The 25312-nt window shown below is 39.8% G+C and carries 20 protein-coding genes and 4 pseudogenes; 19 read left to right on the forward strand and 5 right to left on the reverse strand.

Annotated elements, in window-relative coordinates; all coding sequences use genetic code 11:
• Position 1: 1 nt before the first annotated feature.
• Positions 2-1354, reverse strand: coding sequence for an MATE family efflux transporter (locus tag NSU02_RS09850; protein ID WP_012749386.1), 1353 nt, complete (start codon positions 1352-1354; stop codon positions 2-4).
• A 124-nt stretch (positions 1355-1478) separates the two neighbouring features.
• On the opposite strand from NSU02_RS09850, the gene NSU02_RS09855 reads away from it, so the two are divergent.
• On the forward strand, positions 1479-2342 hold the full coding sequence (locus NSU02_RS09855; protein WP_013877336.1) for an AraC family transcriptional regulator: 864 nt from the start codon (positions 1479-1481) through the stop codon (positions 2340-2342).
• 34 nt (positions 2343-2376) lie between these two features.
• Here the strand turns inward: NSU02_RS09855 and NSU02_RS09860 are convergent, their stop codons facing one another.
• On the reverse strand, positions 2377-4143 hold the full coding sequence (locus NSU02_RS09860; protein ID WP_094245760.1) for an alpha-glycosidase: 1767 nt from the start codon (positions 4141-4143) through the stop codon (positions 2377-2379).
• A gap of 256 nt (positions 4144-4399) precedes the next feature.
• Between NSU02_RS09860 and NSU02_RS09865 the strand changes: the two genes are divergently transcribed.
• The 6 genes from NSU02_RS09865 (at position 4400) to NSU02_RS09890 (ending at position 12894) form a co-directional block, all read left to right on the forward strand.
• Complete coding sequence (locus NSU02_RS09865; RefSeq protein ID WP_339192791.1) at positions 4400-5674, forward strand: extracellular solute-binding protein; 1275 nt, start codon at positions 4400-4402, stop codon at positions 5672-5674.
• A 64-nt stretch (positions 5675-5738) separates the two neighbouring features.
• Positions 5739-7019 carry a sugar ABC transporter permease gene (locus tag NSU02_RS09870; protein ID WP_339192792.1) on the forward strand — a complete coding sequence of 427 codons (1281 nt, stop codon included), beginning with the start codon at positions 5739-5741 and terminating at the stop codon, positions 7017-7019.
• Positions 7019-7861: a sugar ABC transporter permease gene (locus NSU02_RS09875; protein ID WP_012749390.1), complete on the forward strand. Its 843-nt coding sequence runs from the start codon at positions 7019-7021 to the stop codon at positions 7859-7861. The genes NSU02_RS09870 and NSU02_RS09875 overlap by 1 nt, the downstream gene beginning before the upstream one ends.
• 76 nt (positions 7862-7937) lie before the next feature.
• Positions 7938-9470, forward strand: coding sequence for an alpha-amylase family glycosyl hydrolase (locus NSU02_RS09880; protein ID WP_090950134.1), 1533 nt, complete (start codon positions 7938-7940; stop codon positions 9468-9470).
• 12 nt (positions 9471-9482) lie between these two features.
• Positions 9483-11846: a glycoside hydrolase family 31 protein gene (locus tag NSU02_RS09885; RefSeq protein ID WP_090950136.1), complete on the forward strand. Its 2364-nt coding sequence runs from the start codon at positions 9483-9485 to the stop codon at positions 11844-11846.
• 22 nt (positions 11847-11868) lie between these two features.
• Positions 11869-12894 carry a LacI family DNA-binding transcriptional regulator gene (locus NSU02_RS09890; RefSeq protein WP_094245766.1) on the forward strand — a complete coding sequence of 342 codons (1026 nt, stop codon included), beginning with the start codon at positions 11869-11871 and terminating at the stop codon, positions 12892-12894.
• A gap of 172 nt (positions 12895-13066) precedes the next feature.
• On the opposite strand, the gene gnd is transcribed toward NSU02_RS09890, so the two are convergent.
• The gene (gnd, locus tag NSU02_RS09895) at positions 13067-13969 is read right to left on the reverse strand and encodes a phosphogluconate dehydrogenase (NAD(+)-dependent, decarboxylating) (protein ID WP_181555732.1); all 903 of its coding nucleotides are present in this window, start codon (positions 13967-13969) and stop codon (positions 13067-13069) included.
• Between the two features lie 103 nt (positions 13970-14072).
• Complete coding sequence (gene zwf / locus NSU02_RS09900) at positions 14073-15530, reverse strand: glucose-6-phosphate dehydrogenase (RefSeq protein ID WP_339192795.1); 1458 nt, start codon at positions 15528-15530, stop codon at positions 14073-14075.
• 412 nt (positions 15531-15942) lie between these two features.
• On the opposite strand from zwf, the gene NSU02_RS09905 reads away from it, so the two are divergent.
• The 9 genes and pseudogenes from NSU02_RS09905 to NSU02_RS09945 form a co-directional block, all read left to right on the forward strand.
• Positions 15943-16308: a winged helix-turn-helix transcriptional regulator gene (locus NSU02_RS09905; protein ID WP_339192796.1), complete on the forward strand. Its 366-nt coding sequence runs from the start codon at positions 15943-15945 to the stop codon at positions 16306-16308.
• A gap of 429 nt (positions 16309-16737) precedes the next feature.
• Positions 16738-17595 (forward strand): carbon-nitrogen hydrolase family protein, encoded by an 858-nt coding sequence (locus NSU02_RS09910; RefSeq protein WP_339192798.1) that lies wholly within the window; start codon positions 16738-16740, stop codon positions 17593-17595.
• A 22-nt stretch (positions 17596-17617) separates the two neighbouring features.
• A pseudogene (locus NSU02_RS09915) lies at positions 17618-18513 on the forward strand (MBL fold metallo-hydrolase); the annotation flags it as partial.
• 223 nt (positions 18514-18736) lie between these two features.
• Complete coding sequence (locus tag NSU02_RS09920; RefSeq protein WP_311067281.1) at positions 18737-19132, forward strand: sulfurtransferase; 396 nt, start codon at positions 18737-18739, stop codon at positions 19130-19132.
• Positions 19099-19359, forward strand: a complete 261-nt coding sequence (locus NSU02_RS09925) for a metal-sensitive transcriptional regulator (RefSeq protein ID WP_063389517.1) — start codon at positions 19099-19101, stop codon at positions 19357-19359. Before NSU02_RS09920 ends, NSU02_RS09925 begins: the two co-directional genes overlap by 34 nt.
• A 93-nt stretch (positions 19360-19452) precedes the next feature.
• On the forward strand, positions 19453-19680 hold the full coding sequence (locus NSU02_RS09930; RefSeq protein WP_339192799.1) for a sulfurtransferase TusA family protein: 228 nt from the start codon (positions 19453-19455) through the stop codon (positions 19678-19680).
• 113 nt (positions 19681-19793) lie between these two features.
• Positions 19794-20216 carry a DsrE/DsrF/DrsH-like family protein gene (locus NSU02_RS09935; RefSeq protein ID WP_339195749.1) on the forward strand — a complete coding sequence of 141 codons (423 nt, stop codon included), beginning with the start codon at positions 19794-19796 and terminating at the stop codon, positions 20214-20216.
• 10 nt (positions 20217-20226) lie between these two features.
• Positions 20227-20592, forward strand: a complete 366-nt coding sequence (locus NSU02_RS09940; protein ID WP_339192800.1) for a rhodanese-like domain-containing protein — start codon at positions 20227-20229, stop codon at positions 20590-20592.
• A 308-nt stretch (positions 20593-20900) separates the two neighbouring features.
• Positions 20901-21305: pseudogene (locus tag NSU02_RS09945) on the forward strand (sulfurtransferase TusA family protein); the annotation flags it as partial.
• Between the two features lie 109 nt (positions 21306-21414).
• Here NSU02_RS09945 and NSU02_RS09950 read toward each other — a convergent pair.
• Positions 21415-22586, reverse strand: a protein-coding gene (locus tag NSU02_RS09950; RefSeq protein ID WP_249026639.1) for an IS3 family transposase whose coding sequence is annotated in 2 segments (ribosomal slippage) — positions 21415-22328 and positions 22328-22586 — 1173 coding nt in all. Because the reading frame shifts where the segments join, the coding sequence is not laid out codon by codon here.
• Positions 22587-22664: 78 nt separating this feature from the next.
• Between NSU02_RS09950 and NSU02_RS09955 the strand changes: the two are divergent.
• The 3 genes and pseudogenes from NSU02_RS09955 to NSU02_RS09965 all read left to right on the forward strand — a co-directional run.
• Positions 22665-22823, forward strand: a pseudogene (locus NSU02_RS09955) (rhodanese-like domain-containing protein); the annotation flags it as partial.
• 341 nt (positions 22824-23164) lie between these two features.
• Positions 23165-23945 (forward strand): annotated as a pseudogene (locus tag NSU02_RS09960) (sulfite exporter TauE/SafE family protein).
• 801 nt (positions 23946-24746) lie between these two features.
• Entirely contained in the window at positions 24747-25049 is a 303-nt protein-coding gene (locus NSU02_RS09965) for a metalloregulator ArsR/SmtB family transcription factor (RefSeq protein WP_094245798.1), read from the forward strand.
• The last annotated feature ends 263 nt before the right edge of the window (positions 25050-25312 follow it).

The raw sequence follows: 25312 nt of genomic DNA on the forward strand, positions 1-25312 counted from the left end.
TCTATGCAGTTTCTATGCTTGGTATAAGTGATTTTCTCATCCACACTTTCGAACGCCAACGCCATAACATCAGCAATCCACGCAGCCATTCATCAGCAATAAAGGAAATCCATACCCCAATCAGTCCTAAACCAGCCTCAATACCGAGAAAATAGGAAATGGCAACACTAACGCCCCACATGGACAATATCCCCATATATACTGGAAATTTAACATCTCCAGCTGCTCGCAGTGAACTAATGATAACGAGATTAAACGAACGTCCGGGCTCTAATACTATTGTCAATAAGAGAAGCAATCGGCCTGTTTCGATAATTTGTTCATTATCTGTAAACAATGAAAGCAGCTGTCTTGAGAAAATGAAACTAATCGATGCCATCGTGATCGAGATGACGATGGCGCTGCGCAAACTTTTTAAACAACGTGTATATGCTTCTGTATAGCGTCCGGCCCCGACGAGATGGCCGACAAGAATTTGCGTCCCTTGACTTATCGCAATGCCAAATAAAAAAACAAACATCATAATATTTTGCGTATATACTCTCGTTGTCAACGCTTCTGCTCCAAGCCAAGTAATAAAATACGTAATAAGCATTTGCGCCGTATTGTACGCCAAGTGTTCTCCAGCGGATGGAATTCCGATTTTCAATAGATCCCGGATATGATGAAATGGCAAAGAACGAAGAACAGATAATGAAAATGGCATTTTTGTCCGTTTCAATAATAAAGAAAAGATAACGATCAATCCGATGAGACGGCTGACGGTTGTCGAGATTGCCACCCCTTTTACTCCTAATACTGGAAAATCGAACGGTCCAAAAATAAATAAGTAGTTGCCAATCACATTCAGTATGTTCATGCCGATGGTTACGTACATCGTTTCACGGGTAAAACCATAGCTTTTTAATATAGCTCCAATGGTCATAATGAGCGCTTGAATAAATAAAAATCCGCCGACGATCATTAAATAGTCGTTCGCCTCTGTAAGCAAATGGTTCGATAGTTTCATCGTATATAAAATTGGCTTTCCGAAAAAGAATAGCACACTGCTAAGTACAAGGCCGAACAAAAAGTTAACAGCGATAGAGATGAGCGAAACTTCCACTGCATGCTGCTTTCTTTCAGCCCCCAAATATTGCGCCACTAAGACGGCAGTGGCTAAGGCAATAAAATTAAACATGACAATAATCACAGCAATAATTTGATTCGCTACGCCGACAGCGGCAACAGAGTGATCCGAATACTGGCTTAGCATCAATGTATCGGCATTTCCCATGACCATATATAATAGCGTTTCAATAAAAATCGGCCATGTCAGCGCAAATAAGGAAAGTTTTTTCTGATCGGTGTTCATCAAGACAACTCCTTTAATCATTCCGACTTTAAAACTATATCAAGTTTATCTAGTTTATTGCATAATAAGAAGAGAAAAGAGCGATTTGATTTGTATATTTCCGACATGTGAAAGGATGTTTGGAATGGAATACATAACATTTTCTTTTCCGCCGTTTCCGATTTTTATTAAAGGGGCAGAAAGCGTATTTCCAAAAGGACAAAAACATTTTCGACGGACGTTTTCTGTGTTTGATTTGTTATATGTGAAAAAGGGATGCTTATATATGACAGAAGAAAACAAGGAATTTGCTGTAAAAGAAGGAGAATATCTTATTCTTATTCCGGGAAGAGAGCATTACGGGCATTATCCTTGCACGGAAGAAACACAACTAGTTTGGCTTCATTTTACGATCGAAGGAGGATATGACATTGTTCCAAAACAGTCGTTAAGCTGGCAAAATGTCATTGAGAGGGAAGCAACATATGTCGAGTCGGTTCAATATCGTTTTTGGATACGGCAATATGCGAAAGTAAAGCAAAGGGAACGCATCGAACAATTGCTTCAACAATTAGTCGAGCTGAATGAGGAAAGAGATCCAGATCGTTCATTAAAGCAATTACTCTATTTTGTTGAATTCATTTGGCAATTGCAAAAACAGGAGCTGCATATTCCAAGCGCTTCTGAAAAAGTGTGTGCCGAAGCGGTTGCTTACATCGAACGGCATTATGCTGAACCGATTACGATTCAGCAGCTCGCCCAATCATTACGATTTCATCCTGACTACATTACCCGTTGCATGCAAAAAACAATTGGCATGAGTTTTGTGCAATATTTGAATTATTATCGCTTGTCAAAAGCAAAAAAATGGTTGGCAGAAACGAATGAAACGATTGAAGCGATTGCCAAGAGAGCAGGAATTGAAGATGGCGCCTATTTTTCAAGGCTATTCAAAAAAATAGAAGGAGTTACACCGACAGAATATCGCCGTACTGTGCATCGGATGTAAAAAAAGCGAGAGGATACTTCCTTCTCGCCTTTTATCAATTTTCTACTTGATAGAGGAGAAAACCGTATGGAGGAATGTTTGCACGCAATGTTTTTGCTTCTACAGCAAATTGCTCGTTTGTCCATAAGTTCGTTAGCCGTTTTCCTTTAAGAGACAATGGGACCGTGACTTCAATATTTTTGTTGTTATTGTTGATCATAACTAAAATCGTTTCGTGCTTGTATGTTTTCGTATATATTAAATGATTTGTTTCATTATTTGCATCAATAAATGTAATATTTCCTCGACTTCCAAGAGCAGGATGAGTCTTGCGAAGCGAAATGAGTTTTTTCACATGTTCTAATATATCGCGGTTTTGTTTACTTTCATCCCAAATCATACATTTGCGGCATCCTGGATCTTGCCCACCTGTCATACCAATTTCGTCACCATAGTATATGCATGGAGAACCGGTAAAAGAGAGTTGGAATAAAAATAGCAGTTTGACTTTTCGTACGTCATTGTTACATGTCGTTAAAATTCTTGGTGTATCGTGACTGCCAAGCAAGTTAAAAGCGACTTCATTGACGTTTGCTGGGTAAGAATGCAGAACGTTCATAATTATATTAGCAAATTGTTCAGCACGGATTTCGTCTTTGGCGAAAAAGCGGATAACGCCATTCGTAAATGGATAATTCATGACAGCATCAAATTGATCGCCTCGAAGCCATGGCATTGCATCGTGCCAAATTTCTCCGAGAATATAAACATCCGGTTTGATTGCTTTCACCGCTTGACGGAATTCTCGCCAAAATTGGTGGTCTACTTCGTTTGCTACATCTAATCGCCATCCATCGATATCAAACTCGCGAATCCAATATGTTGCTACATCTAATAAATACTGCTTTACCTCAGGATTTTCCGTATTTAACTTTGGCATTTGCTCAACAAATGCGAACGTATCATAGTTTGGTCTTGGGACTGTCCGTAACGGAAATTCGTGAATATGAAACCAATCCTTATATTTTGAATTATTACCATTTTTTAGTACATCTTGAAACGGTGCAAAATAGTAACCGCAATGATTAAATACTGCATCTAGCATCACTCTTATTCCTTTTTGATGGCAAAGATCAACAAGTTTTTTAAATGTTTGTTTATCTCCAAAATGTGGATCGATTTCAAAATAATCTATCGTATCATATTTATGATTAGATGGCGCATAGAAAATAGGAGTAAAATAAATGCCGTTAATACCGAGCTCAACAAGATAATCAAGGTGTTGTATAATCCCTTCAAAATCGCCGCCGAAAAAACTTGTTGGTGTCGGTTCTTCGCTTCCCCAAGGTAGCGTTCCCTCTGGATTCAAAGACGGATTTCCATTTGCAAAGCGCTCCGGGAAAATTTGATACCAAATCGTATCTTTTGCCCATTCGGGCGCATGAAATACATCGATTTTATTTAAAAAAGGAAAGCAAAAATAGTAAGCGGTATCATCTGTTGGTGCCTCGTTGTAAAAACCTTTTTCCGTATATACTATCGTTTCACTGCCTGCTGTTAATTCAAACCCGTAACGAAGGCGGCGGTATGGAGGAACAACTTCAATAAACCAGTAGTCAAACAAATCGTCTGACCCGCTTTTCACCATGGGAGCACGGTTCAGCTGCCAAACGCCGTTTACCCATTCATACGGATCAGCATAAAGAAGGTAAACGGTTTCGATATCATTTTTTTTCGTACGAAGGCGAATATGTAACGTTTTTTCATTGTACGCATAAGCAAAGTTATCTTTTGGACGATGATAAATGGCTTCTTTCAACATTTTCTTTGCCACTCCTTTAACAAGAGCAATCGTTTGCACATAAATATGTTTTTGTACTTAAAGAGTAGGATAATTGAACAAAAAAGTCAAATTTTTATTGGAAAAAACTTGTCAAATAAAAAATAGACGATATAATGAAAGTGAGCGGTGCAATCGTTTTCATGGATAACTTACTCTTTTTTTGTAGTTTTGTGCAAACGATTTCCTAATACAAGCGATTGCGCTATAAGTGAATTAACTTTTAGGAGGGGGATATATGAAAAAAGTTGTTTCATTGTTTATGGTGATGATTCTTCTGATCGGCGTTTTGGCTGCGTGTGGTCCAAAGCGTGATACCGAACAAGTGAAAGAAAATAAAAAGGAAACTACAACAGAAAATGTAAAAAAACCAGAAAAATTAGTTGTTTGGGTAAATGATGAAGAAAAGCAAAAACAGGCATTAAGCGATATCTTTAAAAAATACACAGAGAAAACAGGAATCAAAATTGAAATGGTCGCTGCGAACATGCTTGATCAAGTGAAAAAAATAGCGCTGGACGGTCCGGCAGGAAAAGGTCCAGACGTGTTTTTCCAGCCGCATGACCGCATTGGTGACATTGTTCTCCAAGGTTTAGCTGATCCAGTTGATCTTGGTGATGCAAAAAGCGAATATAACAAAACAGCAATTGATGCGGTTACTTATGACGGTCAAACTTATGGTGTACCTTTTGTCGTGGAAACATACGGTCTATTCTACAACAAAGATTTAGTACCTGAAGCTCCGAAAACGATGGAAGATCTTATGAAAATTGCGAAAGAAAAAACAAATGCTGCAAAAGACCAATATGGTTTCTTGATGGAAGCAGCAAACTTCTATTTTGTCTATCCATTCTTTGCAGGGTATGGAGGCTACGTGTTCCATAACAAAGATGGCAAAGTCGACACAAGCGATATCGGGTTGGCAAATGATGGAGCTGTAAAAGGGGCCGAACTTGTTCAATCTTGGTTTAAAAATGGATACATTCCAAAAGAAATTAACGAAGATATTATGAACGGCTTATTTACAAAAGGAAATGTAGCGACGGTTATTAGTGGCCCATGGAACATTGCCATATATCGTGATGCGTTAGGGGATAAATTAGCGACTGCTCCACTTCCAGTATTAGAAAATGGCGAACATCCAAAATCGTTTGTCGGTGTGAAAACATGGATGTTATCTGCTTATTCGAAGAACAAAGAATGGGCGACGGACTTTATGAAATTTGTGACTAACGAAGAAAATTCACTTCATTACTATGAAGTTGCTGGTGAAATGCCAGCAAATGAAAAAGCGTTAACAAATGAAAAAATTAAAAATGACCCATTAATTTCCGGATTTGCAGAGCAAATTCAATACGGAGAGCCAATGCCAAACGTACCGCAAATGTCACAAGTATGGGATCCAATGGGCAATGCGTTACAATTCATCGCAAAAGGTGATGATCCAAAAGCAGTATTAACGGAAGCAGTAAAAACGATTCAAGATAAAATCGCAGCAAGCGGTGGAAAATGACGTAATAATTTGGTGGATAGAGCTCTCTATCCACCATTCTTATCACGTATAGGGGGGATACAACATGCCTGAAAAAAGGGTGCGGCATAATCCGGTTGTTGCCGTTGTGTTATCGGTCCTTTTTGCTGGCTTAGGGCAATTATACAATCGGCGCTATGTCAAAGGGATTTTATTTATTATCATTGAAGCAGCTTTTTTGATGACGTTTTATAACTTTTTAAACATTGGATTATGGGGACTCATTACATTAGGGGAAATTCCGAAAGTCGATCATTCGATTTTCTTGTTAATTCAAGGTCTAGTTTCTGTCATTATCATCGCATTTGCGGCCGCTCTTTACTATTTTAATATTATGGACGCGCGGAAAGATGCGCTTCGCCTTCAACGTGGAGAACCGTTTCCGTCGCTGATCGAATCTTGCAAAAACGCTTGGGATAAAGGATTCCCATATGTATTTGTCACTCCTGGTCTTGTCATGCTGGTATTTATTGTCGTGCTACCTCTACTTTTTATGGTATCCCTAGCGTTTACTGATTATAACTTATATAATTCTCCACCGCGCCATTTGTTGCATTGGGTTGGGTTTGAAAACTTTAAAAACTTAGTATCCGTGCCAATTTGGCAAAATACATTTTTCAGCGTATTTTCTTGGACGATTGTGTGGACAATTGTCGCTACCACTTCGCAAATTGCGCTAGGATTATTTTTAGCCCTTTTAGTCAATGACCCGCGCATTAAATTTAAACGGTTCATTCGGACTGTATTAATTTTGCAGTGGGCGGTTCCAGCGTTCGTGACGATTCTCGTGTTTGCAGCGATGTTTAACGATAAATTCGGAGCGATTAACCGCGATATTTTAAGCGCATTTGGCGTGATGATTCCATGGATGAACGACCCGTTTTGGACAAAAGTCGCCTTAATTTTGATTCAAACATGGTTAGGCTTCCCGTTTGTATTTGCCTTATTTACTGGCGTGCTGCAAAGCATTTCCCGCGATTGGTACGAAGCGGCGGACATCGACGGAGCTTCTCGCTGGCAAAAGTTTCGCTCGATTACATTGCCGCATGTGCTCTATGCGACGGCTCCGCTATTGATTATGCAGTATGCCGGCAACTTTAATAACTTTAATATTATTTATTTATTCAACGATGGCGGTCCGGCAGTGCGTGGTCAAAATGCCGGAGGAACCGATATTTTAATTTCTTGGGTATATGATTTAACGTTTACGACAAACAACTACAATATGGCTGCAGCGATTTCCATTATTATCGGATTGATTGTGGGCGGCTTTGCTTTATACCAATTTAGACGTACACGTTCCTTTAAAGAGGAGGGGAACATTTAATGAGTCGAAAAACAAAATCACGAATCGAAGTCACGTTGATTTATTTATTTATTGCATTTATGTTTGTTATTATCGCATATCCGCTTCTTTGGACCATTAGCATGTCATTCAATCCGGGAACGAGCTTATATTCTGCATCGTTAATTCCAGAAAAGCCGTCTTTGGAACATTATAAATGGTTATTTACAAGCCCGCAGAGTGATTATTTGCTATGGTATAAAAATAGCTTATTCGTTGCATTTGCCAATTCTATTTTATCTGTCTTTTTTACAGCATTAATTGCTTATGCGTTTTCCCGCTACCAATTTGTTGGACGGAAAATGGGATTATATTTATTTCTTGTGCTACAAATGTTTCCGTCATTGATGGCGATGGTCGCACTTTATATTTTACTAAATATGCTTGGGCTTTTAGACTCTCTATGGGGACTTATTCTCATTTATGTCGGTGGGCAAATTCCGTTTAACGCCTGGCTTGTTAAAGGGTATTTTGACACGATTCCACGCGAGCTTGATGAGGCGGCACGCATTGATGGTGCAGGACATTTGGCTGTGTTTTTCCGAATTATGCTTCCACTTGCGAAACCGATTTTAGCGGTTGTGGCGCTGTTCAATTTTATGGCACCGTTTACGGATTTCTTATTGCCATCAATCGTTTTACGCGATCCAGAAAAATATACGCTTGCAGTCGGATTGTTTAACTTTATTAGCGACCGATTTGCCAATAACTTTACTCGTTTTGCCGCTGGTTCTATTTTAATTGCTGCGCCGATTGCCATCGTATTCTTATTCTTGCAACGTTATTTAATTTCTGGCTTAACAGCAGGTGGAACAAAAGGGTAATAACCGTTATGATAGAATTGGTATTACCCCTTTCCGATGAGTCAAACGATACTAGAGATAAAGGGGGGAAGCGGAAATGGGGAATCGAGTATTCGCTTTATTTATGCTTCCGTTTCTTCTTTTTTGTGCGGTTCCGGTACAAGCTGCTGAAAAAGAAGAACGGACATGGCAAGATGAGGCAATTTATTTTATTATGGTCGACCGCTTTAACAACATGGATCCGACGAATGACCAAGACGTTAATGTCAATGATCCAAAAGGATATCACGGCGGTGATTTAAAAGGAGTGACCGCCAAACTAGACTACATTAAAGATATGGGATTTACGGCGATTTGGCTGACACCGATTTTTAAAAATGAACCGGGCGGCTATCATGGGTATTGGATTCAAGACTTTTACAAAGTCGATCCGCATTTTGGCACGATGGAAGATTTAAAAACGTTAGTGAAAGAAGCGCATAAACGCAACATGAAGGTGATTCTGGATTTTGTCGCCAACCATACCGGCTACCACCATCCATGGCTGAACGACCCAGCGAAGAAAGATTGGTTTCATGAGAAAAACGACATTTTTAACTGGGATGACCAACAACAAGTGGAAAACGGCTGGGTGTTCGGACTGCCTGATTTAGCGCAAGAAAATCCACAAGTAAAGCGCTATTTAATCAATATGGCCAAATGGTGGATTAAAGAAACGGACATTGACGGTTATCGCCTTGATACAGTCAAACACGTCCCGAAATCGTTTTGGCAAGAGTTTGCCAAAGAAGTGAAATCGGTGAAAAAAGACTTTTTCCTGCTTGGAGAAGTATGGAATGATGACCCGCGTTATATTGCCGACTATGGAAAATACGGCATCGACGGGTTTGTCGATTATCCGCTTTACAACGAAATCACGAAAGTGTTCAGCAAGCGCGATCAATCGTTGCGGCCGCTTTACGACGTATGGGAGTATGACAAAACATTTTACGATCGCCCGTATTTGCTTGGAACATTTTTAGACAATCATGATACGGTACGTTTTACAAGACTTGCGATAGAAAATAAGCAAAATCCAATAACGAGAATTAAGCTCGGTTTAACGTATTTGTTCTCTGCACCGGGCATTCCGATTATGTATTATGGAACAGAAATTGCAATGGACGGCGGGAACGATCCGGATAATCGTCGCTTAATGAATTTCCGTACTGACAAGGAAATCATTGATTATATTAAAAAATTAGGGGAACTGCGCCAACAGCTACCATCGCTACGGCGCGGCGATTTTACATTGTTATATGAAAAAAACGGTATGGCTGTCTTTAAGCGGACGTATAAAGACGAAACAGCGGTCATTGCCATTAACAATACCGGAAAAACACGAAAGGTTCATTTGACAAACAATCAACTTGCCCCGGGAAAAGAACTACGCGGACTGCTGGCAGGAGATTTAGTCCGAAGCGATCGCGACGGATATGATCTCATTTTAAATCGCGAGACAGCGGAAATTTATGTGCTTGCGAAAAAGACGGGGCTCAATATTCCATTTATTGCAACGTTAATTGCCATTTATGTGCTATTTGGGTTGTTTTTATATTATGTAAAGAAAAGGTCAAAACAGACAACCTAGGAGGGAAAAAAGATGCTCGAGGATACAAGCTTCGCCATTCAGCCGGAACAAGATGACAAAACGCAAGAAACGCACCGGATCGACATCGGGAATATGCATACATTTTCTCATACGGAACACGTATTTTCATTCCATTGCGACACAGGAATCGTCAAAATTCGATTTTACCGTGAAGATATTGTCCGTATCGCCTTCAACCCTTTTGGCGAAACAAGTTTGTCCACAAGTGTCGCTGTCGTAAAAGAGCCGGAAAAAGTAGATGCCTCCGTACATGAAACCGAGGAAGAGGTGACGTTAACATCGGCAAAACTGACGGTTGTTTTGCAAAAACGACCGTTTCGCGTCCGCATTTACGACAATCATGGACGACTGCTTGTTGCGGAAGGAAAAAAGGGGATGGCGTTTACCTACCAAGGAGAAGTATGCTGTTTTAAAATGATGGATGAAGCTGACCATTTTTACGGATTTGGTGAAAAAACAGGGTTCCTCGATAAGCGTGGCGAAACAATGACGATGTGGAATACGGATGTGTATGCGCCACACAATCCGGAAACGGACCCGTTATACCAATCCCATCCGTATTTTATGACGGTGCGAAATGGAAGTGCGCATGGCATTTTCTTTGACAATACGTACAAAACAACATTTGATTTTCAAACAGCGACCGATGAGTATTGTTTTTCCGCAGAAGGAGGGGCCATTGATTATTACGTTTTTGCTGGTCCAACGCCAAAGGACGTGTTAGAACAATATACGGATCTTACCGGCCGAATGCCGCTTCCGCCAAAATGGGCACTCGGGTATCATCAATCCCGCTATAGCTATGAAACCGAACAAGAAGTAAGAGAGATCGCACAAACGTTTATCGAAAAAGACATTCCGCTTGATGTCATTTATTTAGATATTCATTACATGAATGGCTATCGCGTGTTTACGTTTGACCGTAACCGTTTTCCGAATCTGAAGCAGCTCATTGCCGATTTAAAACAAAAAGGAATTCGTGTTGTTCCGATTGTCGATCCCGGAGTGAAAGAAGACCCAGAATACGTCATTTACCAGGAAGGCATTCGCCATGATTATTTTTGCAAATATATCGAAGGAAACGTTTATTTTGGAGAAGTCTGGCCGGGCAAGAGCGCGTTTCCGGATTTTACAAATAAAAAGGTGCGAAAATGGTGGGGAGAAAAGCACCAATTTTATACGGATTTAGGCATTGAAGGCATTTGGAACGACATGAACGAACCATCCGTTTTTAACGAAACGAAAACGATGGACGTCAAAGTGATACACGACAACGACGGCGATCCGAAAACGCATCGCGAGCTTCATAACGTGTATGGCTTTATGATGGGAGAAGCAACGTATAAAGGAATGAAAAAATTATTAAACGGAAAGCGCCCGTTCTTATTAACACGCGCTGGCTTTTCCGGCATTCAGCGCTATGCCGCGGTATGGACGGGGGATAATCGCAGCTTCTGGGAACACTTGCAAATGTCACTGCCGATGTGTATGAACTTAGGATTATCTGGAGTTGCGTTTTGCGGTCCGGATGTTGGCGGTTTTGCCCATAACACGAATGGAGAGCTGTTGACGCGATGGATGCAAGTAGGGGCGTTTACGCCATATTTTCGCAATCATTGCGCGATTGGGTTCCGCCGTCAAGAACCGTGGGCGTTTGGGGAAAAATATGAGCGCATCATAAAAAAATATATTCGATTGCGCTATCAGTGGCTTCCACATTTATATACATTGTTTGCGGAGGCACATGAAACAGGGGCACCTGTCATGAGACCATTGTTTTTCGAGTACCCGGATGATGAAAACACGTATAATCTGTATGACGAATTTCTCGTTGGTGCCAATGTATTAATTGCGCCGATCATGACGCCGAGCACGACCCGTCGCGTCGCTTATTTCCCGAAAGGAAACTGGGTGGATTATTGGACAGGCGAAGTGCTAGAAGGCGGCCAATACCATTTAATTTCTGCGGATTTAGAGACATTGCCAATTTTCATTAAACAAGGATCGGCTATTGCCTTAGGTGACGTTAAGCGTTCGACAGAAATGCCGGACGAACATCGGACTGTTCATATTTATAAGGCCAATGGTGGCAAAGCGACGTATGTACTGTATGATGATGACGGACAAACGTTCTCTTACGAAAAGGGAGATTATTTACGCATGTATATTGAGGTCGAATATGGCGAAAATTCCGTGCATATCGTAACGAAAAGCGAAGGAACGTATCAACCAAGTTGGAAGCTCTCTTTTGCAATTCATCACGCGACGGAACAGACGAAAGTCACGATCGATGGAAACGAACAAAATGCGATATTTGATCCTCATCAGCGTATCCTACTCATCCAAAGTGAATGAGCATCGAATGGGGGAGTAAATGATGAACGTTACGATAAAAGATGTTGCAAAACGAGCAAACGTGGCTCCCTCCACGGTTTCCCGCGTTATTGCCGACAGTCCGCGAATTAGTGAGAAGACGAAGCGAAAAGTGCGACAGGCAATGAAAGAACTTGGCTATCATCCGAATTTTATTGCGCGCAGTTTGGCCAATCAAGCAACACAGGTGATCGGCATTGTCATGCCAAGCGCAGCGGAACAGGCGCTGCAAAACCCGTTCTTTCCAGAAGTCATCCGCGGCATCAGCAAAGCAGCACATGAAAAAAAATACGCTTTGCAAATGTCCACAGGCGAAAAAGAAAAAGAAATTTACGAAGGGGTTGTGGACATGCTTCAAGGCCGCCGCGTCGACGGAGTGATTTTATTATATTCGCGCATCAATGATAGACTGATGAAATATTTGCAAAAACATCAATTCCCATTTGTCGTCATCGGGAAGCCGCATCAAAAGGAAGAACAAATCACCCATGTCGATAATGACAATTACCGGGCGGGCAAAGAAGCGACGGAGCATTTGATCGCGCGCGGCCATGAACGAATCGCTTTTGTCGGCGGCAATAAGCAATATTTAGTGACTGTCGACCGATTGCATGGTTACGAGGAGGCTTTGAGAGAAGCGGGCCTTCCTTATCGCGAAGACTATATCATGCACGAAGAATTTTTGCAGGAAGGCGGCCAAGAAGCGATGAAAGAGCTGCTTTCGCTCGCTGAGCCGCCGACAGCGCTCGTCGTTGCCGATGATTTAATGGCCTTAGGCGTGCTGAAGACATTGGATGAAATGGGACTGCGCGTTCCCGATGACATTTCGATCGTCAGCTTCAACAACACGCTGCTGGCGGAAATGTCGCGCCCGCCGTTAACCTCGGTCGACATTCATATCTTCCAACTCGGCTACGAAGCAACGAAAAACTTAATCGAAAAAATCGCTAACCCGAACGAACCGATTAAGCGCATTATTATCCCGCATCGGCTTGTCAGACGGTTTTCGTGCGATTATTATCGGAAATAAAAAGCTGGCACAAACGGTCACCCTACACGTGATCGTTTAGAGTCAGCTTTTTCAAATTGAGAAGTTCATTTATCATGAATGGATAGTTGTATTTCTCTGATCGAAAATAGAGGAGTTTTATGCTGTTTCCTTAAAAGTTTTTTCTGGAGATGCTTCAAATGATTATAACGGCTTATTCCTCCTCATTTTTTTCTACAGCATGTCCACCAAATTCGTTGCGTAAAGCGGCTACCACTTTGCCTGTAAATGTATCGGTTTCTAATGAACGATACCGCATCAATAAAGACATAGCGATGACAGGAGTAGCGGTTTGTAGATCTAAAGCCGTTTCGACTGTCCATTTTCCTTCACCGGAAGAATGCATAATCCCTTTGATTTCCTCTAATTTTGCATCCTTAGAAAAGGCGCGTTCTGTTAATTCCATGAGCCATGAACGAATAACAGAACCGTGATTCCACACTCTTGCCACTTTTTCGTAGTCATAATCGAATTCACTTTTCTCCAATATTTCGAATCCTTCACCAATGGCCGCCATCATCCCGTATTCAATCCCATTGTGGACCATTTTTAAGAAGTGGCCGCTACCTGCTTTTCCTGTATATAAATACCCATTTTCCACAGCGGTATCTCGGAAAAGAGGCTCGACAACGTTCCAAGCTTCAGAATCCCCTCCAACCATGTAACACGCTCCGTTACGAGCACCTTCCACTCCACCAGAGGTTCCGGCATCCATAAAGTGAATTCCAATCTCCTTTAGTTCGTTATAACGACGAATCGATTCCTTATAGTGAGAATTGCCGCCATCAATGACAATGTCTCCTTTGCTTAAAAATGGTGTAATTTCGCCAATTACCGAATCAACCACTGTGTGTGGAACCATGATCCAAATAATTCTTGGTTTTTCTAATGATAGAGCGAGCTCCTCTAAATTAGATACGCCTTTGGCTCCATATTTTTTTATTTCTTCAACCGCATTTGCATTTACATCGAACGCTACTACTTCGTGCTTATGGTCGATGAGATTTTTACCTAAGTTGAATCCCATTTTTCCTAAACCGATTAACCCGATTTTCATGTTAATGACCTCCTAAAAACGTCTTTAATCTTATAAGGTAAGGAAAATTTGTTGTTAAATGTGGCTTCTATTTCTTATATTGACAACCTATAGTCATGCTTAACTACCACCAATGAAATCCGGCCTCCTCCAATAATTGATGAGAAGCTTCTGGTCCCATCGAACCTGCAAGATATGAGTGAAGAGGAAGGAGATTCTCCTCAAATGCATCCAAAATGGGTTGAACCCACTTCCAAGATAGTTCAACTTCGTTCCAATGAGCAAAGAAAGTCGAATCACCGCATAAAGAGTCGAAAATCAAGAGCTCATAGGCTTCGGGTACATCTTTCTGATTAGTCGTAAAGTGCATATGGACGGGTTCAATCCTTCCATCGTTTAATACATTTTTATTATTTAATTGCAATGAAACTCCTTCGTTCGGATTGATTTGAATCACTAAAAGATTAGGAGCTGTTTTCTCATTTTTCGGTAAATACCATTCCTTTAATGGATTTTTGAATTCAATCACAATACGTGTGGACTTTTCCTTCATTCTTTTACCTGTGCGGATATAGAATGGTACCCCTCTCCAAACCTCATCATCAATCCACAAACGAGCCGCAACAAACGTATCCGTTGTTGAAGAAGCAGTTATTCCGGGTTCTTCTTTATATCCGACAACTGGTTTTCCATCGATTTCTCCAGGACCATATTGACCGCGAACAACGTGTAAACTTACTTCTTCTTTCTGTATTGGCCGAAGAGATTCCATGATTTTTCTTTTCTCATTCCGGATGTCTTTTGCGCTGATCCGTTTTGGAAGGTGCATAGCGGTCATCATCAACAATTGTAACATATGATTTTGAACCATATCGCGAATGGCCCCTGCCTGGTCATAATAACCTGCTCTTTCTTCAACTCCAACCGTTTCGCTAGCTGTAATTTGTACATTGGCTATATACTGATTGTTCCAGATTGCTTGAAATACAGAGTTGGCAAATTTTATAGCTTCCAAGTTCTGGACCATCGGCTTCCCAAGGTAATGATCTACTCGATAAATTTCGTCTTCTTCAAAAGCTTGACTTAACTTTTTATTTAAATCTTGCGCTGATTTTACATCGTGACCAAACGGTTTTTCGATAATCAGGCGTTTCCAACCTTTGGCGGATCCTAGTCCACTTTCCTTGATGTTTGCTGCAATCACCTCAAAAAATTCCGGCGCAACAGATAAATAAAACATGCGGTTTTCAGGAATATTCAATTCTTTTTCACGTCGTTGAACCATTTCAAGCAACTTTTTATACCCTTGGGCATTCGTTACATCTAAAGAAGTATAACGAAACGCATGGAGAAACTCTTCCATTTTGGAACGGTCATTTGTCAAACGTCTAGAAAATGTTCTTAATGAATTTTCCACATATGCTTGAAATTCAACATCGGATAATTCTCTTTTGCTCACCCCAATAACGGAAAACGACTGAGGCATTTTTTGGTCGAGAAATAAATTATATAATGCAGGGAAAATTTTTCGTTTAGCTAAATCACCTGTTGCCCCAAACAAGACAAAGGTCATCGAATCCAATGTTATCCCCCCTGTCTTTTTGAAACATTTTTCAAAAAGAATAAAGCTGATAGAGCAGATGTAACAAGGTTTACTACATTGCAAGAATTGGTATTTTTGTGAACAGGAAGAAGGTCTTGTTCTTGTATTTTTTCGTTCATGAAAGTTCAACAAAGACGAGGGCAGCTTTTGTTCCTTCCAGCGTTTTTAAAACATCGAGAGCATTCTCTCCGAAATAAATATCGCGCGGAATAGTAAAACGATTCATGCTGCTCCCTCCAGTGCTCGTAATTGGTTTACAGATGCTAGTATAATGCGTATAAAATTTATTGAGAAGTACGCACTTTATACATTTATTTGACAGTATGTGTTTTATTATTATAAAGTGAAAATGAGTATACCATGGGCTGTAATAAACATGGGAGGTGAAACGATGGGACACGTTTGCGGCAAGACGTATAACTGTGAAAAAGAATTAACACTCTCTGTTATAGGCGGTAAATGGAAAATGCTTATTTTATGGCATCTAGGAAAAGGGGGAAAGAAGCGGTTTAGTGAACTAAAAGCTCTCATGCCGGGGATCACCCAAAGAATGCTTGTTAACCAGTTGCGAGAGCTGGAGGAAGATCAAATTGTTCATCGCGAAGTCTATCCTGTTGTTCCACCAAAAGTAGAATATTCACTGACCGAGCATGGAAAAAGTCTGATGCCAATTCTTGATGCTATGTATGAATGGGGCAGAAACTATATGGAGACTGTTGTCAAAGGTCAAGTAAAAATCAATGAGGCCGCCAAGTAGAAAAAACTTTCCTCCTTTAAAGCTTCGAAAACTCCCTGCTCGTACTCCTTAATATACTTTTATAGGCAGGCAATTTTCATAGAAAATGCACACTTATCGATATAGAGATGAAGAAAGCAATAAGTTTATATTAGACGTTAAAAAACCAGCGGACAACCATCTTTATGAAAGATCCACTGTCCGTTGGTTTTTTTGTATGTATGTGGTTGCAGATCACAAAGCATCGCCTCTATCATCAGATCCCTCATCGTTTCTACAGACTTCTTTTTTATTCTCCTTTTTTTCGTTTATCCTCTTTTAGTATACTTTTCCACACTATGTAACACAAAAGTGTGTACTTGTTAAATTGAATGATGTGTCTAATAATATCAGTATCGCCACTGACTGGGGCGAAACGTTACTAGATGGATAACAAGAGAGGGGGAGACTATGAAACTGAGAGTTTCAGCAGTTCAATATCATCTTCATACCATCCAATCGTTTGAGGAATTTGCCAAACAAGTAGAACATTATATTAAAACAGCCGAAGAGTTTGGGGCGGATTTTGTCTTGTTTCCGGAATTTTTCACCACCCAGCTAATGTCTATTGGCAACCAGCAAGGGCAACCTTTGACCATTCAAGATCTTCCTGATTTTACAGAACAATATCGGTCTTTATTTATTAATTTGGCTAAGCAAACAAAGATGCATATTATTGGAGGAACCCATGTCATCCGTAAAGGCGGACGATTATACAACGTTGCTCATTTATTCTATCCAGACGGAAGAGTTGCCGAACAGCCAAAGCTTCATATCACTCCGACGGAAGTAAAGGAATGGAATATGTCTCCTGGAGAAAGCTTGCAGGTGTTCGAAACAGACAAGGGAACCATTGCGATGTTGACTTGCTATGACATCGAATTTCCAGAAATCGTTCGAATGGCAAAGGCGAAAGGGGCTGATGTCATTTTCTGCCCTTCATGCACCGATGATCGTCACGGATTTTATCGTGTTCGTTACACCAGCCATGCGAGAGCAATCGAAAATCAAGTTTATGTCGTCACCACTGGTACGGTAGGTTCCCTTCCTACGGTTGATTTCATGAGGGCAAATTTTGGGCAAGCGGCGGTGATTACACCGAACGATATCCCATTTCCTCCGCGCGGCATCTTGGTAGAAGGAGAAATCAATCATGATATGATTGTAACCGCTGATCTCGATTTAGAGCTGTTATATCAGGTTCTCGAAAGCGGTTCTGTCACCACGTGGCGTGATCGACGCACGGATCTTTATCCGGATTGGAAATAAAATGTGACTAGCTGCTCTATAAGGATCATCGCTATTTGTTGCCGAACAGCTTGAACAAGAAGGTTTTTCACATGTTTATTCCATTGAAGGCGGTATGAAAGCGTGGAGCGAGCATTTACAACCGGTCAAAATCGCTGAGCTGAAAAACGGCGGTGCGATTTATCAATTTGTCCGTCTCGGGAAAGGCTGCCTGTCCTATTTGATCGAATCAAACGGAGAAGGTGCGCTTATTGATACAAATCGCATGACGGATGTATACGTTGAGTTTGCGAAGGAACGCGAGATTTCTATTAAATATGTCATTGATACCCATTTGCACGCAGACCATATTTCCGGCGGCCGCAAGTTAGCTGAACAATTGGGAGCGACGTACTATTTGCCTCCAAAAGATGCGACAGAAGTGACCTTTTCCTATGCATCGATTCAAGATGAGGACCGCATTCAGGTCGGTCATGCAGTGATCGAAGCTGTTTACTCACCGGGACATACAATTGGCAGCACTTCGTTTATTATAGATGACCAATATTTACTAACGGGAGATGTTTTATTTATCGATTCGATCGGTCGTCCGGATTTGGCTGGAAAAGCGCAGGATTGGGTGGGGATTTGCGCAAGACATTATATGAGCGCTATAAACAATTAGCAGATGACCTGTTGGTTTTGCCTGCACATTTTATGGTACCGGGTGAAATGAATGACGATGGTAGTGTTGGTACTACATTAGGTATGTTGTACGCAAAAAATCATGGTCTCAATATCGCGAGCGAAGAAGAGTTTCGAAAAACGGTGACGGAAAACTTGCCTCCGCAACCGAATGCTTATCAGGAAATTCGGCAAACAAATATGGGAAAGCTTCATCCAGATGAAGAGCAGCAACGCGAGATGGAAATCGGTCCAAACCGTTGGGCAGTCCGGTAATGATTAAAAAAAGGAGACTTGAGTCATTCATGCCGAGTCTCCTTTTTCTCCCTCCGCAAATATTTTTTAAATTAAGTAAAGGGAAAGCTATATTGATAACTAACAAATAAAGAAAATGCCTCTGTTCCAAAATTTGTTTAGAAAAATAAATCGGTTGATTATATACTTATACATGTATATAATTGTTCATAAATAAAAACAATGAATGAGGTGAAAAGAAAAATTGGAAGGAATACTGCTTTTGGCTTTATTTATTTTGTTATCAATATCTGTCTATCGGCGGTATTATCCAGTAAGAGGAGTTCCGTGTGTTGACTACCGCGATGAAAGTATAAATTCTTTAACGATTCTAGATCTTCGTGATTACAACGAAAAAACAAATCATTATCCCATTGCGAATTCCTTTCACATACCGTTTGCTTATTTAAAACGGCATGTTTATGAAATTCCTGATAAACCAATCCATGTGATTGCAAGTGATGAAGTAGGAAAAAATTTAGGCATTCGCTTTTTGCGCAGCCGCGGTTTTAAAGTGAAGAGCTATTCAATGGCCGATTGTCCTTGCAAAGAAAGGAGAAATGCCAAATGGAATACAGCAAAGAGATCAAAAACCGCCTAAAACGAATTGAAGGACAAGTAAAAGGGATTATTGGTATGATGGAACAAGAAAAGGACTGCAAAAGCGTGATTTCTCAACTTTCTGCTGCACGAAACGCTATTGATCGCACTATTGCCGTTATTGTAAGTTCCAATTTAGAGCAATGTATCCGTGAAAGCTTAGAAAATGGGGAAAAAACGGAACACCTAGTAAAAGAAGCTGTAGAGCTGTTGGTAAAAAGTCGTTAAAAATTCGTCAACTTTTCTTTGAAAAGTTGACAGATTTTTTTATCCCTATTAATATACATATAGGGGTAATGGTAATGAAGAAGGTCATTGACAATGAATGCAGATAAAGTATTAGATGCAAAGGGTATTGCATGCCCAATGCCAGTCGTAAGAGCAAAAAAAGCAATTGATGAGTTAGAAGCTGGTCAAGTTTTAGAGGTGCATACAACGGATAAAGGTTCCAAAAACGATTTGACCGCTTGGGCAAAGGCAAGTGGACATACGGTTGTTAATATGAAAGAAGAAAATGGCGTTTTTACGTTTTGGATCAAAAAGGGATAATTTTTGCTATCTTTATACCCCTATGAGTATTTTGAGAAGAAGGTGGAAACAAAGTGACGGAGCAAAAGAAAAAAACAACGATCATCTTGTTTAGCGGTGACTATGATAAGGCGATGGCAGCGTATATTATCGCGAACGGCGCTGCTGCCTATGACCATGAGGTTACAATTTTTCATACGTTCTGGGGGCTTAACGCATTGCGTAAAGATTCGACAGTTCCGGTGAAAAAAGGATTGTTAGAAAAAATGTTTGCGAAAATGATGCCGCGTGGTGCGGATCGCATGGGACTTTCGCGAATGAACTTTGGCGGAATAGGACCGAGGCTAATTAAGCGGGTAATCAAAAAACATAATGCCATGCCGCTGCCGCAATTAATCGATATGGCAAAAGAACAAGGAATAAAGCTGGTTGCTTGCCAAATGACAGTCGATCTTTTAGGACTCCAACAGGATGAATTAATAGACGGCATCGAATTTGCAGGGGTTGCTGCGTATTTAGCAGATGCTTCTGAAGGAAATGTCAATTTGTTTATTTAAGGTGGGGCTTATGGTTCAAACCATTATTAATATTGGTCTAGTTCTATTGGTGATATGGTTCGTTGTCAATCGGTTTCTGCCCATAAAAGGAGTGCGAATCATATCAGTAGTGCAATTAAAGAAGGAATTACGAAAAAAAGATGTTCATTACATTGACGTACGCACACCTATTGAGTTTCATACGAACCATATTCCTGGTTTTAAAAATATTCCGCTTCACGAGCTTCCAAAACGAGTTCATGAACTATCAAAAGATAAAGAAGTCATTGTGATTTGTCAAAGTGGAATGAAAAGCGCCAAAGCAAGCAAATTATTAAAGAAATTAGGATTTCAGCGTGTAACCAATGTAAAAGGCGGCATGAACTCTTGGTCATAAAGGTTGCTATGAAACAACTATTCTGCTAAAGAAATTTGAGGCGTTGTTCCATAAAAGGAAAACATTCAATGTTATTGATGTTCATGAACTAGAAGAAGTCGATTCAGGAAAATTTCTAGTTCCATAAATATTACGCCCTGACTATTCAAGTTTCGGAGAATGAACTAGATACAGAAAAAGAAACTACTCTCGCCTGCTGTATGAAGGAAAAAGCAGACGAGCCGAAAACTATCGGAAAGTTGCAGAAATTGATGCATAAATAAGAAGATCCTGTAGAATAGTTCCCATTATTTAAGGAGGAGAAAGTCATGATTCAAGTAGATATGACAATAGACGCTAAAGGGTTGTCTTGTCCGCTGCCGATTGTCAAAGCGAAAAAAGCGATTCATAAGTTGCAGCCTGGACAAGTACTGGAGGTACAAGCAACAGACAAAGGATCGAAAGCGGATATGAAAGCATGGGCAGAAAGCACTGGACATCACTATCTCGGTACAATTGAAGAAGAGAGGATATTAAAGCACTATATTCGTAGAGCAAGTGAGAGCGAGGCAAAGAATGAAGCGAAATTCCCCCATGTTATTCGCAATGAAGAATTAGCAGACAAAATACATGATCCGTCAATTATCATTTTAGATGTCCGTGAACCGGCAGAGTTTGCATTTGGGCATATTCCTGGTGCCGTGTCAATTCCTCTTGGAGAATTGGAGGAACGGTGGTATTATGTCAATAATATGGACACAAAAAATTAAGATTTTCACTTTGAACTCTACCGCGCTTTCGCTTGGTGGCCTCTAGATAAGATTGAGAGTTTCACTCGCAATCTTATCTAGAGGTTGTAATATCTTGATTCCTACTGTAATAGAGTTTTTCATACGCAATAGGAGACATATAATTATTAGAAGAATGAATCCGTTGATCATTATAAAAACTCACAATATATTCAAATATGCTTTGTTCCGCTTGCTTACGAGTTTGATAGTCTTGAAGAAAAACAAGTTCTTTCTTGATTACGCTATGAAACGATTCCATGCAAGCGTTATCGTAACAATTTCCTTTTCTGCTCATACTTGTCTTGATATGATGTTCACGTAATAACTTTTGATAATCTTTAGATGCATACTGGCTACCGCGATCTGAATGATGGACCAACCCTTCCTTAGGTGGTTGAGTTCTTATTGCTCGTTCTAATGCTGTTATTACTAACTCTTTGTTCATTCTTTTACTCATATACCAACCAATAATCCGCCTTGAAAACAAGTCCATTATCGTAGCTAAATACAGCCATCCTTCACGAGTCCAAATATACGTAATATCCCCAACCCACACTTTACCTGGTTTGTCTACTTCAAACTGTTGATTTAATAAGTTCGGATAAACTGGCAAGTTATGCTTCGAATTGGTTGTTGCTTTATACTTTTTCATAGTTTTTGAGCGAATATTGTTCTCACACATAATACGGCTGACCGTCTTTTGTGAGACCTTCGTTCCTTGTTCGTTAAGTACCTTTGTAATTTTAGGACTACCATATAGGCCTCTTGATTCTAAATGTGCACGTTTAATCTTAGCTGTTAGCTTTTCTTTTCGTTTCTTTTGTTGACTCTTTTCACGCTTTTTCCAAGCATAATATCCACTTTTTGCAACACCTAATACTTGGCACATCTTCGCTACACGAAACTCGTGTTGGTGTTTTTCAATGAAGTCATATATTACTTCTGGTTTTTGGCGAAGATGCCCATAGCCTTTTTTAAGATTGCGTTCTCTTCCTCCAAATCCTTTATACGCTTATTTAATTCACGCATAGCTGCATCCTCAGGTTTTAAGTTGCCACTCCCAACAAAACTATTTACTGGATCCTTTTTATAATCACTCACCCATCTATGTAAGGTTTTTGGTGAAATATCTAGTTGTCTAGCCGTTGCTGTAATTTGTTTTCCACCTTCTAAAACTAATTTTACTGCTCCTTCTTTAAATTCTTTATCAAATCGCTTTGCCATTATGGCCACACTCCCTTGAATTATTATATTAACTATAAACTTCTCAATTCTGTGTGTCCATAATTTAGACTAACACCACGGATCAAGGAACTCCCGCAAGATAAGACCATTTATGTCGTCTGCCGCACGGGAACGCGCAGTAGTTTGGCAGCCCAGAAATTAGCAGAAAAAGGGTTTTCAAACGTATGGAATATTGTCCCCGGTATGTCAGAATGGAATGGATCGCTTGAACAATGATTGAACAGTTGGTTATCAATATACAAATATATGATAAAGGTACAAAAAATCTTTAAACAACAAAAAACATTTTTGTAGTATACATGCGAACTATTTTGCAATTGGAAAATGAAAGGCGAAATTTCTCAATATTGAATTGTTCCTTATTGTGAATTAATCGATGGTTGATTGCATTATGGGACGAAAATTCATTTATCGCCTTGGGCATCAAGCAATAGACATACGATGATGAAAAAGAAGAACATGATCGATCATTGTCGAATTAAAAAGGATAATTCACTTACTAGCGGGGTGCATATACGGCCCCCCGATTTTAACAACATCAAAGGAGTAGTATATCAATGGAAATAACGTTCAATTTTATTATCGTAATGTTTCTTATTGGCTTTATCGGTTCCTTCCTTTCCGGTATGGTTGGGATTGGCGGTTCCATTATTAAATATCCGATGCTTCTTTACCTGCCCCCGCTTTTTGGGCTTGCCGAGTTCAGCGCCCATGAAGTATCGGGAATTAGTGCCGTCCAAGTATTTTTTACGACGATTGGCGGTGTTTTAGTCTATCGGAAAGGTGGATACTTAAATAAGTCGTTAATTTTTTATATGGGGAGCAGTATTTTAATTGGAAGTTTCATTGGCGGATATGTTTCTAGGATAATGAGTGAAGGAAGCATTAATCTTGTATACGGCATTTTAGCAGCATTTGCTATTTTGATGATGTTCGTAGCAAATAAAGGGATGGATGATATTCCATTAGACATGGTGAGCTTCAATAAATGCCTGGCAGTTTCGCTTTCATTTTTGATCGGAATTGGATCTGGAATCGTCGGGGCGGCAGGAGCTTTTCTATTAGTGCCGATTATGCTTTCTGTTCTAAAAATTCCAACGAAAATGACGATTGCCTCCTCATTAGCGATCACGTTTATTTCCTCAATCGGATCGACATTTGCAAAAATCACAACGGGCCAAGTTGAATTCATTCCTGCGATAATTATGGTCATTGCAAGTTTGATTGCATCTCCTTTAGGTGCAAAAGCAGCAAAAAATGAGCACAAAAGTACTCCGCGTAATTTTAGCTGTCTTAATTTTAGCGACGGCAGCGAAAATTTGGATCGATATTTTTTAAGCCGTCAGTGAAAAAACTTCCATGTGTGATTCGAAAAAACGAATCAAGATGTATAATAATTATGGCGTATCATTTATTGGTTTTAAAGTTAGGAAAACAAAGAGAGAATATTTGGAGCTCTTACTTGGATGATAAGGATGCTATAGTGATCAAGTGTATGATGAAAACAAACATGAACTATATGCAATGATTCGCCTGATCATGCAATGGTGTTCAGCGCGCTTTCACCACAATCTAAAAACCATTTCGCTCTGCAAGTGTGTCTGAAAAGGATTTTGCCCGCATTCAATATAGCTGTCTTTCGCTTATAGAAGGAACAATGAATTTGTTTTTACGATCATCCGGATCAAAGATTCAACAGTTCATCTTTGATTGGCTGCTCTGAAAACATGTTTATAAGGTTGTGTTTGAACTGAAGCGCTGAGGAGGCTGATTGACTGTTCAAGAATCAAGTTGATTATAATTGTATGTAATTTTATTATCAGGGCTTTGCAGAAAATAAAGCAGTTTATTGCTAAAAGACTTAGATTTTGCTTTTATGGTTGGGCTTCGTGTATTATTGAATTAATAATAAAATTATTAATTACGTTTTAGGGGCTAATGATCACTGCCACGCTGTCAACAATTAGAGCTAGTCGTCAAGGTATTGTAGATTTGTTGGTTATATGCTAATCTATCCATGCAAGAGCGATCAACCTCCGTTTTAGGATTGTCGTTGTTCGTGTTTTTATTGTCTGTTAATGCAAATTTTATTCCGCAACTGTTGTTTTGAAATATAAGTATTGTCAATTGGAGGTAGCAATGGAACTTATAGAAGTGTTTAAAGCCTTGTCAAATGAAACGAGGCTGCAAATCGTACAATGGCTCAAAAATCCAGAAGCTCACTTTCCAAAACCGCAGCACGGTGATATACACGAAGATGGTGTATGTGTGAGCGATATCCATAAAAAAGTTGGACTGTCACAATCTACTGTATCCCATTATTTATCGATGCTGCAAAATGCCGGATTAATAAAGGCAAAACGTGTTGGGCAATGGACTTATTATAAAAGGGATGAAGAGAACATCAAAAAATTGAATGAATTATTATCAAGGGATTTATAGGCCTAATTTTTTAATTGTTGCTTTTGGCTTGAATCCCTTTTTATTTTGTTTTATTATATTTATAGATTCAGATATCGAGAATTATCGATTTGTAATTATTTATATCGATGATTCTAGATATTTAAATAAATAAAAAATATACTTCAACAAATTTTCGGGTTTTATGAAACCGCTTTTTTGTAATCGTTATCAATTTTTGGGTGGTTGAAATGCTTCTTCTTTGTCAAAAAGCGAAAGTATTGGAAGAAGGAGTTTTGCATATT

It is taken from the genome of Aeribacillus sp. FSL W8-0870 (assembly GCF_037963755.1).
Lineage (GTDB): Bacteria > Bacillota > Bacilli > Bacillales > Aeribacillaceae > Aeribacillus > Aeribacillus composti.